The organism is Aquimarina latercula DSM 2041, from assembly GCF_000430645.1.
In the GTDB taxonomy this organism is placed as follows: Bacteria; Bacteroidota; Bacteroidia; order Flavobacteriales; family Flavobacteriaceae; genus Aquimarina; species Aquimarina latercula.
In genome coordinates, this window is the sequence record NZ_KE387186.1 from 248,652 (window position 1) to 265,169 (window position 16,518).

A 16,518-nucleotide genomic window follows, 5' to 3' on the forward strand; every position below is an offset into this window, starting at 1 on the left:
GTTTTCTATTGAATTTGGCTAACTCAAATAAATTAAGAACTTCAATATTCTTTTTCAAAAATACATTATATGATGACTCTAATAAAGAGTTAAAAAACTAGTTTTGATAGGGGTATGTTACCCTTTGTTTTGTGATGATATCATAGATATATATCTTTACTTTGATAATCCTAAAAAAAATAAAAACTTAGTTCATGAATCATCAATTAATAATAAAAAGCTTGTTAAGAAATCAAAAGGTTTTCGAAGAACTATTAAGCGGTATTACAAAAGAAGAATATTTATGGAAAGACAGGCCAAATCGTTGGTGTTTACTTGAGATAGTTTGTCATTTATATGATGAAGAAAAAGAAGATTTTAGAAAAAGAACAAAACATATATTAGATACTCCAGATAAAAATTTTGAGCCAATTGATCCCGAAGGTTGGGTGGCTAACAGAGCGTATATAAAACAAGATTATAATGTTGTTTTTAATAATTTTATCGAAGAACGAAAAGCATCTATTAATTGGTTGAATTCTTTAGAAAACACTAATTGGAACAATGTTTCAATACATCCCGACCTTGGAGAAATGACGGCAAAACAATTTCTTACTAATTGGTTAGCACATGATTATTTGCACTTTAAGCAAATCACAAATCTAAAATTGGATTATATTAAATACACATCTAAAGAAGATTTCTCTTATGCAGAAGGATATTAGATATATAGTCTAAAAAGATTTCGAAAAGTACAGTCCAACACTATCGCCCGTAAATTGCGGTGCGAATGCGATATCGTCTAGATTTTTAAAAGGGTTCCAAGAAATAAGATGTTCATAATGGTATACTAATCGCGTTGTTAAGATTCCTATTCCAGCTCCTACAAGTACATCAGAGAGATAATGTTTGTTGTTCATCATTCTTAAGCTACCAGTGGTAATTGCAAAAATATATCCACTATACGCTAATAAAGGACTACTATCGATGAATTCTTCATATAAAACAGCAGCAGAAACAAAAGCCATAGAAGTATGTCCTGATGGAAATGAGTTTAATTGGGTAGGATCTCCTGGTCGTGCCTTATCAACCTCTTTTTTTAAGACTGTAGTAGCTGCACTGGTTACTAAAGAAGAGATTAAAAGGTTTTTAGTTTGATCGAACCAATGATTTCTTGATGCTACTCCAAAAATATCAGCAGCATACATTTGCACTATAGGGGCGTACCTTGTGTAATCATCAATGTTTAAATAAAAATTATTACCTGTGTAACCTCTAATGTCTTTTTGTAATGATTTTTCAAAATCACTAGTTGATAAAAGAATTCCAGAAGCAATTAAAGTAAAGGGTATTACTCTTTTTGTAAATAGATTTCTTTTTTGTTTTTTACGTTCAGTTTGTTTAGAAGTCTTGAAATCAACTTTAGTAGCTGGTGCTTCTGTAAATTGGGCATTGGTGGTGTTTAGATATAGACATACCAATAGTAGTAGGTTAATACTAATCTTCATAGAATATTTTTTTAGGGCTCTTTTTGATTTGGGATCAAAAGCATTGAAATATACTATTTTAATATTAAAAAAATGTTAAATTAGATGAAGCTATTATTAATTTTTGGCAACTAATACTATTAACAGGTTAGTTTGTAATGTCCTTAAAAACAGTGTTTAAAGGTGGTTTCGTGTTTTTTGAAGAGTCATGAGTATTGTTGTAAGGTATTAAATTTCATTTCAAATAAACAAAACCGATATTAGCTATTGACTTTTATAGGATTCCTTTAAAAAAGGCTTATATTTGCACGCAATTAAATCTTAATTGCGATGACAGCACACGAATCCAAAATCGTTGGAGAAGGACTTACATATGATGATGTACTTTTAGTCCCTGCATTTTCCGAAGTACTACCACGAGAAGTAAGTATCCAAACAAAATTTACAAGAAATATAACGATTAACGTTCCTATAGTTTCTGCGGCTATGGATACCGTTACAGAAAGCCGTATGGCAATTGCTATGGCGCAAGAAGGTGGAATTGGTGTATTGCACAAAAATATGACCATTCAGGAACAGGCTATGAAAGTTCGAAAGGTAAAAAGGGCAGAAAGTGGGATGATTATAGATCCTGTTACATTACCATTAGATGCAAAAGTTATTGATGCTAAAAATAATATGCGAGAGCATAGTATTGGAGGAATTCCTATAGTAGATGATAATAATAAGTTGTTAGGAATAGTTACTAATAGAGATTTACGTTTCGAGAAAAATAATGAACGACCTATTTCAGAAGTGATGACTAGCGAAAATCTAGTTACTGTTGGAGAAGGAACATCATTACAGGAAGCAGAAGTTATATTACAAGATAATAAAATTGAAAAATTACCAGTAGTAAATGATGATAATACCTTAGTGGGATTAATAACTTTCAGAGATATTACAAAACTAACGCTAAAACCAAGTGCTAATAAAGATAGTTTAGGACGTCTTCGTGTAGCTGCTGCTATTGGAGTAACGGGTGATGCGGTGGATCGTGCAGAGGCTTTAGTTGGTGCTGGAGTAGATGCGGTGGTAATTGATACAGCTCATGGACATACTAAAGGAGTAGTTTCTGTTCTAAAAGAAGTGAAAAAGAAGTTTCCTGAATTAGATGTAATTGTGGGTAATATTGCAACAGGAGAGGCTGCAAAATATTTGGTAGAAGCTGGAGCTGATGCGGTAAAAGTTGGAATTGGACCAGGCTCTATCTGTACGACTAGAGTTGTTGCTGGAGTAGGTTTTCCACAGTTTTCAGCAGTTTTAGAAGTTGCTTCTGCAATTAAAGGATCAGGTGTTCCTGTAATAGCGGATGGAGGAATTAGATATACTGGAGATATTCCTAAAGCAATTGCAGCTGGGGCAGATACAGTTATGTTAGGCTCTCTATTAGCAGGAACAAAAGAATCTCCTGGGGAAACAATTATTTACGAAGGAAGAAAATTTAAATCCTATCGCGGAATGGGGTCAGTAGAAGCAATGAAAAAAGGATCAAAAGATCGTTATTTTCAGGATGTAGAGGATGATATCAAAAAACTAGTTCCAGAAGGAATTGTTGGTCGTGTAGCGTATAAAGGAGAATTATATGAGAGTATTCATCAATTCGTTGGTGGATTGCGTGCTGGTATGGGATATTGTGGTTCTAAAAATATTAAAACGCTACAGGATACAGGCCGTTTTGTGAAAATAACTGCTAGTGGTATCCATGAGAGTCATCCTCATGATGTTACTATTACTAAAGAAGCTCCTAATTATAGTAGGTAATAAAGTTTTAAATAAAGATATAAAAAAACGCTTCAAAATTATTTGAAGCGTTTTTTTATAATGTATTTTAATAGGTAAGATTACTGTACTGGAATTCCCAGTTTTGTCATTACCGTTTTAGTAAGATCAAATTTTGGATCTACATACGCTAATCCACTGCTTGTAATTGTTAGTACCTGTGTATATCCTTCTGCTTTGGCTACTTCTTCTAGCGCCTTTCCTATTTTAGTATATAATGGTTGTAATAATTTATTTTGCTCTAGTTGTACTAGTTGTGAACCGTTTTGGCGAAATTTAGCAATGTCATTTTCTACAGCAATGATTTCTTCTTGCTTAGTTTTTTTCATAGGTTCAGTCATTGTTGCTTCACCCTCCTGATAAGCTTTTACTTTTGCCTGATAATCATCAACTTTTACTTTTAAGTCAGCTTCTAATTTGGTGTTATATGCTTTCAGGTCTTCTTGAACTTTTGTTAATTCAGGCATTTTAGACAAAATAAAATCACTATCGATTGTTCCTACTTTAGATTGTGCTATTGCTTGTGCACTAATAAATAATACTAGTATTGGTAATAATATATTTTTCATTATAACTTTTTTTCTTTAATTTTTGATTTAGAATTTTTGCAAATATATAAGGTCTAAGGCAATATACGTGCCAAGACAAAAAAAAATAAAAATCTATTCTTGAAACAATTGACCACGATGTGGTTTTAAGGCGTCTCTGACTTTTTTCATTTCGGAGTCGATTACTACCATATAGGCAATACAGTGGAACTCGTTAACATCTTGATGACCAGTGTTTTTTATAGACAAGCCTTCAGAAGTAATGTATTCATTAAGGTGAATCACATGGTGTTGTGCCGTTTTATTTGCTACAGGACCTCTAAAATCCCAAATAAGCTTTAATTTTCTTTCCAAATTTTATAGTTAAGGTTGTTGTAAAATATATATTTTTCGATTTTGAAGTGTTTTTTTCTTTCTGATATATTTATATTGGTTAAATATGGTGGCAATATATATAGAACACTAAAATTTTAAAAACTATTTAATACTATATTATGGTAATGATTCGTTAGAATAAAGAGCTTGTAAAACGCTTTAATATTGTTATTTTTGTCCGATTTGGGACTTTATTTAGAGAACTATGCACAAAAAATCTATCGTACTGTTTTTAACAGTCATCTTTTGCACCTTAATATATGGTCAAGAAAAAGACCCTGTATTACTTACCATTAATAATTCGCCTGTATACAGATCAGAGTTTAAGAGAGTATATCTTAAAAATATTGATTTGGTAAAGGATGAATCCCAAAAAGATATTGATGAATATCTACAGCTGTTTATAAACTATAAATTAAAGTTAGAAGAAGCTAAAGAACAAGGTCTAGATAAAAAAGAATCTTACATTAAAGAACTAGAGGGGTATAAGAAACAACTTTCATCTGGATATCTTACAGATACAGATGCATCTGATGCTTTAGTAAAAGAAGCCTACGATCGTTTACAAGAAAGAGTAAATGCAAGTCATATACTGGTACAGGTTAAACCTAATGCATCTCCAAAAGATACATTGCAAGCTTATCAGAAAATAATAGAGGCAAGGAATAAAATAATTAATGGAGCTGATTTTAAAGAAACAGCATTTGCATATAGTGAAGATCCTTCTGCCAAAAAAAATGGAGGTGATTTAGGCTGGTTTTCTGCGTTTAGAATGGTGTATCCGTTCGAACAAGCTGCTTTTACAACTAAGGTAGGGAATGTTTCAGAACCTTTTAAAACTCGTTTTGGGTATCACATCGTAAAAGTTAATAAAAAAGAAAAAACTTTAGGAGAGGTTACAGTTGCTCATATTATGGTAGCCTTTAATAAGGACAGAACGGAAAATGAAGCAGAAAAAAGAATCAATGAGATCAAGACGCAATTGCAAGCTGGTACTTCATTTGAATCACTTGCAAAACAGTATAGTGATGATCGCAATACTGCTGTAAACGGTGGTAAGATTAATCGTTTTGGTAGAGGAGCTCTAAATTCAGAAGATTTTGAGAAAGTAGCTTTTGCTTTAAAATCTTCGGGAGAATTGTCAAAACCTGTAAAAACGAAGTATGGCTGGCATCTTATCAAACTATTAGAAAAACATCCACCCAAGACTTTTGATGAACTGAAAGGAGAACTTACTCAGAGAATTAAAAAGGATAGTAGATCTCAACTTATTACAAAATCATTTATAAATTCTTTAAAAGAGAAATATGGTGTAAAAAGAAATGAAGAAGCAATATCTTATTTCGAAAAGAATGTGCCGTCAACTATTTTTAATGAAAAATGGAATATTCCAACGAGTGATAAAAATTTAACTAATTCTATTTTTTCTATAGGTAAAGAGAGTTTTACTTATTTAGACTTTGCAAAATTTATACAACAAAAAGGAACTCGTAAAACGAAAACAAAAGATATCTCTTTGTTTATAGAAAATGTGTATAATGATTATGAATCAGCTAAGTTACTCCAGTACTATGAAGAGCATTTAGAAGAAGATAATCAAGATTTTGCAAATGTAGTTTCGGAATATAGAGATGGATTATTGCTATTTGATCTTATGGAATCTAAGATTTGGAATGCTGCTAAGGTTGATTCTGTTGGGCTTCAAGAATTTTATGCATCTAGAAAAGAAACCTATATAAAAGAAGAAAGTTATAAAGTGATAAAAGCTTCTTCGTCTAATAAAGAACTAATAGATAATGTGAAAGCGAAAATTGAAAAGGCCAATAGTATTGAGCAAATTAAAAAGGAGGTGAATATTTCAGACTCCAATACGGTACTTTTTACAGAAGAAGAGTTAACTAAGGATATAGATGAGTTAGCAGATAAATTTTCTGGTAATAATGGAGAAGTGGTCGTTGTTAATGAGGATGATTATATAACCCTGATTAAAGTAGTAGAAGTACTACCTTCAAGGGTGAAAACCTTTGATGAAACAAAAGGTAAGGTTATTAATGACTTTCAGGAAGACCTAGAAAAGCAATGGCTTAGTGAACTTAGAAAGAAATATTCTATAGAATTAAATAAAAAGACGTTAAAACAAATCAAAAAAGAATTATCTATCTAAATGCGATATATCTCTAACATACTATTGTTTTTTGTTTTAGTTTCTTGCGGAAATATAAATCGAAACGCAAACAGAGAAGTGGTAGCAAGAGTTAATGAGACATATCTCTATAAAGATGCTATAAAAGACCTGGTTCCTAATGGTACCGCAGCAGAAGACAGTTTAAATATAGTAAACAACTATATCAATATATGGGCAACTAAACAATTGTTTATAGACCAATCAAAAAGGAATCTTACGGAAATAGAACTTCAGGAATTTGATAATTTAGTAGAGGATTATAAAAGTACTTTATATATCAATGCTTATAAAGATGCTGTAATCAATAAATCCATTAATATGGAGGTTACCAAAGATGATATGACGTCTTATTATTCAGAAAATTTAGAAAATTTTATTCTTAATGAAGAGTTGGTAAAGCTACGTTACTTACATTTGCCACCTGATTATAAAAATATTGTTGCAACGCAAACACGTTTTAATCGTTTTAATGAAGAGGATCATGAAGAACTACTTGGTAAAAAAATAGAGTTTGCTACATTTTCCTTTAATGATTCAGTTTGGGTTCAGTTTGATCAGGTATTAAATAAAATCCCTGTTCTTAAGAATCAAGACAGGAACAAGATCTTAAAAGATGGTAAGTATGTTCAGTTGCGAGACTCTTTGGGAGTGTATATGATTAAAATAAAAAAAGTGCTTAAGAAAAAAGAAACAGCACCTTTAGATTATATAAAGCCAACAATACGACAAATCATATTGAATAAAAGAAAGCGAGAGCTGATAAAAAAATTAGAAAAGGATATCACGAAAGATGCAATTAAAAACAAACAATTTGAAATATATAATTAAGAATACTATTTGTATTGCTGTATTGCTATTATGTAGCACTGGTGCTCAGATCTATGCTCAGGAAATTATAGAAGATGTTAAAAAAGAGGTTGAGAAGAAAGAAGATTCTGTAAAATCATTTCAAAAGATTAAAATCGATGGAGTTGCAGCTGTAATAGGAGAATATGTAATATTAGAGAGTGATATTACAATTGCTTATCAGCAATTGATAAGTGAAGGAGTTTCTGCTGCAGATGTTAGTCGTTGCGAATTAGCAGGAAGCTTGTTTGAGAACAAATTATATGCTCACCATGCGGTACAAGATAGTGTTATTGTATCTGATGCTGAGGTGAATTCTATGGTAGATCAGCAACTGAGTTATATGACAAGAGAACTGGGAACAATAGATAAAGTTTTAAAATTCTATAGAAAAGAAAGTGAAGCAGATTTTAGAAAAGAACTTTTTGAAATTAATAAAGGAAATAGACTAGCAGAACAAATGCGTTCTAAGATAGTAGAAGATGTAGAGATTACACCAGAAGAAGTAAGAGAGTTTTTTGATGAAATCCCTGAAGATGAAAGACCTCTTTTTGGTACAGAATTAGAACTTGCTCAGATAGTAATAGATCCTAAAATTCCAGATGAAGAAGAGCAAAAAGTAGTTGATAGGTTAAAGCAATTTAGAACTGATATCGTAGAGAATGGAAGTAGTTTTGCTACTAAAGCGGTTTTATATTCTCAGGATCCCGGATCAAAATCAAAAGGAGGGAAATACACGTTAAACAGACAAACTCCTTTTGCTAAAGAGTTTAAAGATGTTGCCTTTAGTTTACAGGTTGGTGAGGTTAGTGAGCCTTTTAAGACAGATTTTGGTTGGCATATCATACAATTAGATAAAATTAGAGGAGAAGAAATAGATGTTAGACATATTTTATTGATTCCAGATGTTACAAGAGAAAGTGTTGAGGTAGCACAGAAACTTGTGGATTCTGTTCGTACAGCAGTGGTTTCTGGAACTATTGGTTTTAAAGAAGCTGCTAGAAAATTTAGTAATGAAAAAGAGACCAAAGAAGATGGAGGACAATTATTAAATCCTACAACAGGTGATACACGTTTTGAACTTACCAAAATTGATCCTATATTGTACGATCAAGTATCAAAATTAAAAACGAATGAAGTTTCGTTAGTAATACCAGATCAAGATCGTCAAGGTCGTAAAAAATTTAAATTAATCACTGTACTAAATCGTTTTGATGAGCATATAGCGGATTATTCTAAGGATTATTTAAAAATACAAGAACTCGCTCTCAGGAAAAAACAAATAGAAGCAATACGAGCTTGGCAGGAAGAAAAAATTAATGATACTTATATAAAAATTAATGGAGAGTACAGAGACTGTGAGTTTAGCGGTAACTGGTTAAAAAAAGAAAAATAATATGTCTGACGTTGCAGCAGTAGAAAAACTGGTAAGCAAACATACCGAACTCAAAAAAGAAATAGCAAAAATAATCATAGGTCAGGAAGAAGTAATCGATCAGATACTGATTGCTGTATTTTCTGGAGGTCATGCTTTATTGATAGGTGTTCCAGGATTAGCAAAAACACTAATGGTTAATACCATTTCCAAAGCTTTAGGATTGGATTTCAAAAGAATTCAATTTACTCCAGATTTGATGCCAAGTGATATATTAGGAAGTGAAATCTTAGACGAGTCCAGACATTTTAAATTTATCAAAGGCCCAGTGTTTTCTAATATTATTTTGGCAGATGAGATTAATAGAACTCCACCAAAAACACAGGCAGCCTTATTAGAAGCAATGCAAGAAAGAGCCGTAACAGTTGCAGGTCATCATTATAAACTAGATTTACCATATTTTGTATTAGCTACACAAAATCCTATTGAGCAAGAAGGGACTTATCCATTACCAGAGGCTCAATTGGATAGATTTATGTTCGCTATCGAATTGAAATATCCTAGTTTTCAAGAAGAAGTAGAAGTTGTGAAAAGCACTACAGGAGATACTTCTGCAACAATTAATGCCTTGTTTACTGCCCAAGAGATTATCGATTTTCAGCAATTGATTCGCCGTATACCTGTAGCTGATAATGTAGTAGAATATGCGGTGTCTATGGTTTCTAAAACTAGGCCTAATGGAGAATCCGCAACGGATTTGGTTAAAAGCTATATAGATTGGGGTGCCGGTCCAAGAGCATCACAAAATCTAATTTTGGCAGCAAAAGCAAATGCGGCCGTAAAAGGTAAGTTTTCTCCGGATATTGAGGATGTGCAAGCTGTGGCTATGGGGATATTACGTCACCGTATGATTAAAAACTATAAAGCCGAAGCAGAAGGAGTAAGTATTGAGGATATTATTCAAAGCTTATTCTAATCATTAAACCAATTTCTTAGTTTAAGAAGAATCAATTTTTATTTAATAAAAAAAGAAAAGCCCATTCAAGTAGGAAATGGGCTTTTTGCAATTATGAACAATTGAATTTTTGGGTAATGAATACTTGGGGAAAATCATCACCAGATATCTTCAATTTCAGTGCGCGAAAATAATAGAATAAGGGGAAATAACCCCGTTTTTAACATTTCTTTAATCCACTTTTAAGGGTTTGTAAAGAAATCATAAAGCCTGAGTTAAAATCTTTTAACCTCAATAGAGTAATTGAGGTTGTTGATTAATGTTTTCATTAACTTATAGAGGTAGAATTCTAAATAACTTTGTTTTTTTTATCTAAATAATTAAACCTTTTTTATTTCTGCGAGTCTTACTATTGAACGTTCATTAAAATAAAGTTGAATAATTAAGAAAAATAGATAGATGAAAAATAGTATAACCTACATAATGATTATGTTTTTGGGAGCATTTACGATGTTTGCCCAGTCGGAAGATGTAAGTGATAGACGTGAGAAACATAAAGAGCAAAGAGAGTTAAGAAAAGAATTTAATGAAAGCCTTTCAGAAGATCAAAAAGCTCAATTAGAGTATCAAAGAGAGTTACATAAAGAACACAGAAAGGCATTTAAAGATACTTATACAGAAGAACAATTACAGATTGTAAAGAATGAAGACCTTTCTAGAAAAGGAAAACGTAAAGCCTTAAATCCTACGTTAAGTGATGAGCAAAAAAGCCTTAAAAATAAACAAAAAGAGGAAATGAAAGCTGCTAAAAGCAAGTTTGAATCATCTCTTAATGATGAACAATTAGAGAAATATAAAAAGGTAAAAAAGAAAGGTCATAGAAAAGGGAAGAAAGGACGTAAAGGTCATAACAGAAAAAAAAGCGATAAAGAAGAAAATTAAATTTAGTTTATTTTGTGTAGAAAGAGTGAAGTTGCTAAAACTTCACTCTTTTTTTGTTTTTATGTTAAAATTGATGGTTTTTAAATCAATAACTTAACAAATTACTACAACGTTTTCGTAATTCTTAAAGAAGTCAATTAAAATATTAGATATTTTTTTATGTGATTACCATTTTAATAGTTCTAAAATTGATGATTTAATCAAATAAAAGCGGTATTTTTTTTAAAAATGTAAAAAAGGGTTATTAACGCCATTCATTTAATAAAATCCCTTAAAATTCGTATTTTCGTCGGACTTTTCAATACACATTATATAGCAATATTGTTCTCAATATCGATATGATAAAGAAAGATGAAGGTCTAAGTTATAGAAACACAAAATACTGTTTCTTAATCAAGAATATATCTTTACTATTATTTTAGAAAATTATCACGATATTTTTTTGAGAAACTTGAGATAAATAAGAATATTGAAAAGATGTAAGGACTACCATAATTTCACTACCTAATGTATAGCTTGTCATTATGTAACAATATATAATAGGATTTTTCTATTATTGGCGGGTAGGAGAAATTTATCGTTTTCCAAACATTTGTATTAAACCAGGAAAGAATTCTATTACGTACTATGAACATTTACAATAATTACATTAGGGAAATCGAAGAAAGGAAATCCCTTGGGTTACACCCTAAGCCAATCGATGGAGCAGAGTTATTAAGTGAAATTATTTCACAAATTAAGGATAATGATAATGCACATCGTGATGACTCCCTTAACTTTTTTATCTACAATGTTTTGCCAGGAACCACAAGTGCTGCTGGTGTAAAAGCTCAGTTTTTAAAAGAAATTATTTTAGGTAAAGAAGTCGTTAAAGAAATTACTCCTGCTTTTGCTTTTGAGCAATTATCTCATATGAAAGGTGGACCTTCTGTAGAGGTATTGTTAGATTTAGCTTTAGGTGATGAAACTGCAATAGCTAATGAAGCTGCTAAAGTATTAAAAACGCAAGTTTTCTTATACGAGGCAGATACAGAACAATTAGAAAAGGCGTATAAAGCAGGCAATACTATTGCTAAAGAATTAATAGAGAGCTATGCTCAAGCAGAGTTTTTTACAAAGTTACCAGACGTAGAAGAAGAAATAGAGATTGTAACTTTTGTTGCGGGAATAGGTGATATTTCTACAGATTTATTATCTCCTGGAGCGGATGCGCATTCAAGATCAGATCGTGAATTACACGGTCAGTGTATGTTTGAGCATAATAAAGATATGCAAAATGAATTATTAGCTTTAAAAGAACAACACCCAGATAAGCGTGTGATGTTGATTGCTGATAAAGGAACAATGGGAGTAGGATCTTCAAGAATGTCAGGTGTAAACAATGTGGCGTTATGGACAGGTATTTCTTCTAGCCCATATGTACCATTTATTAATATTGCTCCAGTAATTGCTGGTACGAATGGTATTGCGCCAATATTCTTAACAACTGTTGGAGTAACTGGTGGTATTGGTATTGATTTAAAGAACTGGGTAAAGCAAAAAGATGCAGAAGGAAATACAATTGTAGATGAAGATGGTGAAGCAATCTTAAAAGAAGAGTATTCTGTAGCTACAGGTACCGTTCTTACAATAAATACAAAAACAAAGAAATTATATAATGGAGACAAAGAGTTAAAAGATATCTCAACTGCTTTAACACCACCAAAAATGGAGTTTATTAAAGCAGGAGGTTCTTATGCTGTTGTTTTCGGTAAGAAATTACAAACATTTGCTTGTAAAGTTTTAGGAATAAATGTTCCTCAAGTATATGCAGCTTCCAAAGAAGTTTCTGTGGAAGGACAAGGTTTAACTGCTGTTGAGAAAATTTTTAACAGAAATGCAGTAGGAACCACGCCAGGTAAAACATTACATGCAGGTTCAAATGTTAGAGTTGAAGTAAACATTGTAGGTTCTCAAGATACTACGGGTTTAATGACTTCTCAAGAATTAGAGATGATGGCTGCTACAGTAATCTCTCCAATTGTTGATGCTGGTTACCAATCAGGATGTCATACAGCTTCAGTTTGGGATGATAAATCCAAAGCTAATATTCCGAGATTAATGAAGTTTATGAATGACTTCGGATTAGTTACAGCACGTCATCCAGAAGGGAAGTATCATGCAATGACTGATGTAATTCATAAGGTATTAAATGATATAGCGGTAGATGATTGGGATGTAATCATAGGTGGAGATTCACACACACGTATGGCAAAAGGAGTTGCTTTTGGAGCGGATTCAGGAACAGTTGCTTTAGCATTAGCTACAGGAGAAGCTACTATGCCAATTCCAGAGTCTGTAAAAGTTACTTTTAAAGGAGAAATGAAACCTTATATGGATTTCCGTGATGTAGTTCATGCTACTCAAGAGCAGATGTTAAATCAGTTTGAAGGTGAAAATGTTTTCCAAGGAAAAATTATTGAAGTACATATCGGTACTTTAACTTCTGATCAAGCATTTACATTTACAGATTGGACCGCTGAAATGAAAGCAAAAGCATCTATCTGTATTTCTGAAGATGATACATTAATTGAATCCTTAGAAATCTCTAGAGATCGTATACAAATTATGATTGATAAGGGTATGGATAACCCAAAGCAGGATCTTAAAGGATTAGTTGATAAAGCAAATAATCGTATTACGGAAATTAAAACTGGAACTAAATCGGCATTAAAGCCAGATGCAGACGCTAAATATTATCAAGAAGTTGTTATTGATTTAGATAAGATCGTAGAGCCAATGATAGCTGATCCAGATGTAAATAATGAAGATGTATCTAAGCGTTATACGCATGATAATATTCAACCATTGTCCTTTTACGGAGGAACTAAGAAAGTAGATTTAGGTTTCATAGGATCTTGTATGATTCATAAGGGAGATATGAAAATTTTAGCTCAAATGTTAAAGAACATTGAGAAACAACAAGGAGAAGTTGTATTTAATGCACCTTTAGTTGTTGCTCCTCCAACATATAATATTGTTGATGAGTTAAAAGCAGAAGGTGATTGGGATGTTTTAGTTAAATATTCTGGTTTTGAGTTTGATGATAGTGCGCCAAAAGGTTTAGCACGTACAAAGTATGAGAATATGTTATACTTAGAACGTCCTGGATGTAATTTATGTATGGGTAACCAAGAAAAAGCGGAGCCAGGAGATACAGTGATGGCTACTTCTACACGTTTATTCCAAGGAAGAGTTGTTAGAGATTCTGATGGCAAAAAAGGAGAATCTTTGTTGTCTTCTACGCCAGTAGTAGTTTTATCTACAATTTTAGGTAGAACACCAACCATGGAAGAATATGAAGCTGCTGTTGATGGTATTGTATTAACTAAGTTTAAACCATCTCAGAAGCAATTAGTTATGTAATTAAAAATATATAATAGTTTAAAAGCCTTAATACGAATTGTTGTATTAAGGCTTTTTTGGTTTTAGCTAAAGATGTTTTTTGATATATGAGATAAACTTTTTAATGAAAATAGACAGTTTAGGGAATCAAGTTTAAAATTGATTGTTTGCAATCGATATTATGTGCAGGTTATTCTTAGTTTGTATAATACTTGTTTTTAGTGCAATAGAATATTTTTTATAATCATTCTATATTCTCGATACTCTTTTCGTAGTCATTCGATATTTCGTATCTTGGAATACTTAAAAAAGAATAACGAAAACACATAAAACACAACTATATGGCATTCGATATCGATATGATAAAAAAGGTGTATGCTCAAGTTGCCGAAAGAGTTGATGCTGCTCGCGAAGTAACAGGAAAACCTTTAACATTAGCAGAGAAAATTTTGTACTCACATCTTTGGGATGGTAAAAGTAAAACAGCATTTACTAGAGGTAAGGATTATGTTGATTTTGCTCCAGACCGTATTGCTTGTCAAGATGCAACTGCTCAGATGGCATTATTGCAATTTATGCAAGCTGGAAAAAAGAAAGTTGCAGTTCCAACGACGGTACATTGTGATCATTTAATTCAGGCTAAAGTTGGTGCTGATAAAGATTTACAATCAGCGATGAATACCAGTAGTGAAGTATTTAATTTCTTAGAATCGGTATCTGATAAGTATGGTATTGGTTTTTGGAAACCTGGAGCTGGAATTATACATCAGGTAGTTTTAGAAAATTATGCATTCCCTGGAGGTATGATGATTGGTACGGATTCTCATACGGTAAATGCAGGAGGATTAGGAATGGTAGCAATTGGTGTAGGTGGAGCTGATGCTGTAGATGTAATGGCAGGAATGCCTTGGGAATTAAAGTTTCCTAAATTAATTGGTGTTAAACTGACTGGTAAATTATCTGGTTGGACAGCACCAAAAGATGTGATTCTAAAAGTGGCCGAAATTCTTACTGTAAAAGGTGGAACTGATGCTATTGTAGAATATTTTGGCCCAGGAGCAACTTCAATGTCATGTACAGGAAAAGGAACTATTTGTAATATGGGTGCCGAAATAGGTGCAACAACATCTACATTTGGTTATGACGAATCAATGGAGCGTTATTTACGAGCTACAGAAAGAGCTGAAGTAGCAGACGCCGCTAATAAAGTAAAAGAACATTTAACTGCAGATCCAGAAGTATATGCTAATCCTGAACAGTATTTTGATCAGGTTATAGAAATTAATCTGTCAGAATTAGGACCATTATTAAATGGGCCATTTACCCCAGATTTATCAACTGAGGTTGGTACGAGTATGACAGAGAAAGCAAAAGCGAATGATTGGCCTTTGCAGGTAGAATGGGGACTAATAGGTTCTTGTACCAATTCTTCATATGAAGATTTATCACGTGCTTCTTCTATTGCACAGCAAGCATTGGATAAAGGTCTAAAAATGAAATCAGAGTTAGGAATCAACCCAGGTTCTGAACAGGTGAGATATACAGCAGAGAGAGACGGTATTCTTGGGATATTCGAAAAGTTAGATGCTAAGATATTTACCAATGCTTGTGGACCTTGTATAGGGCAATGGGCAAGATATAGTGACCCTAAAAATGCTCCGAAAAATAGTATCGTTCATTCTTTTAATAGAAACTTTGCGAAACGTGCAGATGGAAATCCGAATACACATGCTTTTGTAGCATCTCCTGAATTAACTGCTGCTATTGCTGTTTCTGGACGTTTAGACTTTAATCCATTAACAGATAAGTTGCTAAATGAAGATGGACAAGAAGTAATGTTTGATGAACCAACTGGATGGGAGTTACCTCCTAAAGGTTTTGAAGTGGAAGATGCGGGATATTTAGCGCCGGTAGAAGATGGTAGTGGAGTGCAAGTTAATGTAAGTCCAACATCAGAAAGACTTCAATTATTAACTCCTTTTGAACCAATAGGTGATGAAATTAAAGGAGCAAAGCTATTAATTAAAGCTTTCGGAAAATGTACTACAGATCATATTTCTATGGCAGGTCCTTGGTTGCGTTATAGAGGACACTTAGATAATATATCCAATAACTGTTTAATAGGAGCGGTGAATGCTTTTGGAAAAAAGACAAACTTTGTTAAAAATCAATTAGATGGAGAATTTGGTGGTGTGCCAGATACAGCAAGAGCGTATAAAGCTGCGGGTGTTCCTACAATCGTAGTAGGAGATCATAATTATGGAGAAGGTTCTTCTCGTGAACACGCCGCAATGGAACCAAGACATTTAGGTGTTGTTGCAGTAATTGTAAAATCATTTGCGCGTATCCATGAAACAAATCTTAAGAAACAAGGTATGTTAGGACTTACATTTGTAAATGAAGGAGATTACGATAAAATTCAGGAAGATGATACTATCAACTTCTTAGATTTAAATGCTTTTTCACCAGGAAAAACTTTAAATATAGAGTTTGTACACGCAGATGGTTCTAAAGATGTAATTGAAGTAAATCATACCTATAACGATTCTCAAATCGAATGGTTTAAAGAAGGTTCTGCTTTGAATTTAATAAAGAAACAAAACGCTTAAATTTTAGATTAA

The 16,518-nt window shown here is 32.5% G+C and carries 12 protein-coding genes; 9 read left to right on the forward strand and 3 right to left on the reverse strand.

The features are described 5' to 3' along the window. Nucleotides 1–194 precede the first annotated feature (194 nt). Complete coding sequence (locus tag H526_RS31315; protein WP_051336360.1) at nt 195–704, forward strand: DinB family protein; 510 nt, start codon at nt 195–197, stop codon at nt 702–704. 9 nt (nt 705–713) lie between these two features. On the opposite strand, the gene H526_RS30240 is transcribed toward H526_RS31315, so the two are convergent. Next, nucleotides 714–1,487: a phosphatase PAP2 family protein gene (locus H526_RS30240; RefSeq protein WP_051336361.1), complete on the reverse strand. Its 774-nt coding sequence runs from the start codon at nt 1,485–1,487 to the stop codon at nt 714–716. A 309-nt stretch (nt 1,488–1,796) separates the two neighbouring features. Between H526_RS30240 and guaB the strand changes: the two genes are divergently transcribed. Beyond that, nucleotides 1,797–3,269 (forward strand): IMP dehydrogenase, encoded by a 1,473-nt coding sequence (guaB, locus tag H526_RS0125705; protein ID WP_027395569.1) that lies wholly within the window; start codon nt 1,797–1,799, stop codon nt 3,267–3,269. A gap of 80 nt (nt 3,270–3,349) precedes the next feature. Here the strand turns inward: guaB and H526_RS0125710 are convergent, their stop codons facing one another. Continuing rightward, on the reverse strand, nt 3,350–3,856 hold the full coding sequence (locus H526_RS0125710; protein WP_027395570.1) for an OmpH/Skp family outer membrane protein: 507 nt from the start codon (nt 3,854–3,856) through the stop codon (nt 3,350–3,352). Nucleotides 3,857–3,949: 93 nt separating this feature from the next. Beyond that, nucleotides 3,950–4,189, reverse strand: coding sequence for a hypothetical protein (locus tag H526_RS0125715; RefSeq protein ID WP_027395571.1), 240 nt, complete (start codon nt 4,187–4,189; stop codon nt 3,950–3,952). Between the two features lie 226 nt (nt 4,190–4,415). Here H526_RS0125715 and H526_RS0125720 point away from each other — a divergent pair, with 226 nt between their 5' ends. The 7 genes from H526_RS0125720 to H526_RS0125750 all read left to right on the forward strand — a co-directional run bounded on the left by H526_RS0125720 (nt 4,416) and on the right by H526_RS0125750 (nt 16,506). After that, the gene (locus tag H526_RS0125720) at nt 4,416–6,374 is read left to right on the forward strand and encodes a peptidylprolyl isomerase (RefSeq protein WP_027395572.1); all 1,959 of its coding nucleotides are present in this window, start codon (nt 4,416–4,418) and stop codon (nt 6,372–6,374) included. Further along, entirely contained in the window at nt 6,375–7,223 is an 849-nt protein-coding gene (locus H526_RS0125725) for a hypothetical protein (RefSeq protein ID WP_027395573.1), read from the forward strand. It abuts the gene before it with no gap. After that, a complete protein-coding gene (locus H526_RS0125730; protein WP_342667702.1) occupies nt 7,207–8,637 on the forward strand; it encodes a peptidylprolyl isomerase in 1,431 nt (476 codons plus the stop codon). The genes H526_RS0125725 and H526_RS0125730 overlap by 17 nt, the downstream gene beginning before the upstream one ends. A gap of 1 nt (nt 8,638) precedes the next feature. After that, a complete protein-coding gene (locus tag H526_RS0125735; RefSeq protein ID WP_027395575.1) occupies nt 8,639–9,592 on the forward strand; it encodes an AAA family ATPase in 954 nt (317 codons plus the stop codon). Nucleotides 9,593–10,030: 438 nt separating this feature from the next. Then, nucleotides 10,031–10,513: a hypothetical protein gene (locus H526_RS0125740; protein ID WP_027395576.1), complete on the forward strand. Its 483-nt coding sequence runs from the start codon at nt 10,031–10,033 to the stop codon at nt 10,511–10,513. A 627-nt stretch (nt 10,514–11,140) separates the two neighbouring features. Next, nucleotides 11,141–13,918 (forward strand): bifunctional aconitate hydratase 2/2-methylisocitrate dehydratase, encoded by a 2,778-nt coding sequence (locus H526_RS0125745; RefSeq protein ID WP_027395577.1) that lies wholly within the window; start codon nt 11,141–11,143, stop codon nt 13,916–13,918. A gap of 320 nt (nt 13,919–14,238) precedes the next feature. Beyond that, nucleotides 14,239–16,506 carry an aconitate hydratase gene (locus H526_RS0125750; protein ID WP_027395578.1) on the forward strand — a complete coding sequence of 756 codons (2,268 nt, stop codon included), beginning with the start codon at nt 14,239–14,241 and terminating at the stop codon, nt 16,504–16,506. Nucleotides 16,507–16,518 lie beyond the last annotated feature (12 nt).

Coding starts and splice junctions, on each gene's coding strand:
- H526_RS0125720 (WP_027395572.1), top strand. CDS start 4,416: ATGCACAAAAAATCTATCGTACTGTTTTTAACAGTCATCTTTTGCACC.
- guaB (WP_027395569.1), top strand. CDS start 1,797: ATGACAGCACACGAATCCAAAATCGTTGGAGAAGGACTTACATATGAT.
- H526_RS0125710 (WP_027395570.1), bottom strand. CDS start 3,856: ATGAAAAATATATTATTACCAATACTAGTATTATTTATTAGTGCACAA.
- H526_RS0125750 (WP_027395578.1), top strand. CDS start 14,239: ATGGCATTCGATATCGATATGATAAAAAAGGTGTATGCTCAAGTTGCC.
- H526_RS0125740 (WP_027395576.1), top strand. CDS start 10,031: ATGAAAAATAGTATAACCTACATAATGATTATGTTTTTGGGAGCATTT.
- H526_RS31315 (WP_051336360.1), top strand. CDS start 195: ATGAATCATCAATTAATAATAAAAAGCTTGTTAAGAAATCAAAAGGTT.
- H526_RS0125725 (WP_027395573.1), top strand. CDS start 6,375: ATGCGATATATCTCTAACATACTATTGTTTTTTGTTTTAGTTTCTTGC.
- H526_RS0125735 (WP_027395575.1), top strand. CDS start 8,639: ATGTCTGACGTTGCAGCAGTAGAAAAACTGGTAAGCAAACATACCGAA.
- H526_RS0125745 (WP_027395577.1), top strand. CDS start 11,141: ATGAACATTTACAATAATTACATTAGGGAAATCGAAGAAAGGAAATCC.
- H526_RS30240 (WP_051336361.1), bottom strand. CDS start 1,487: ATGAAGATTAGTATTAACCTACTACTATTGGTATGTCTATATCTAAAC.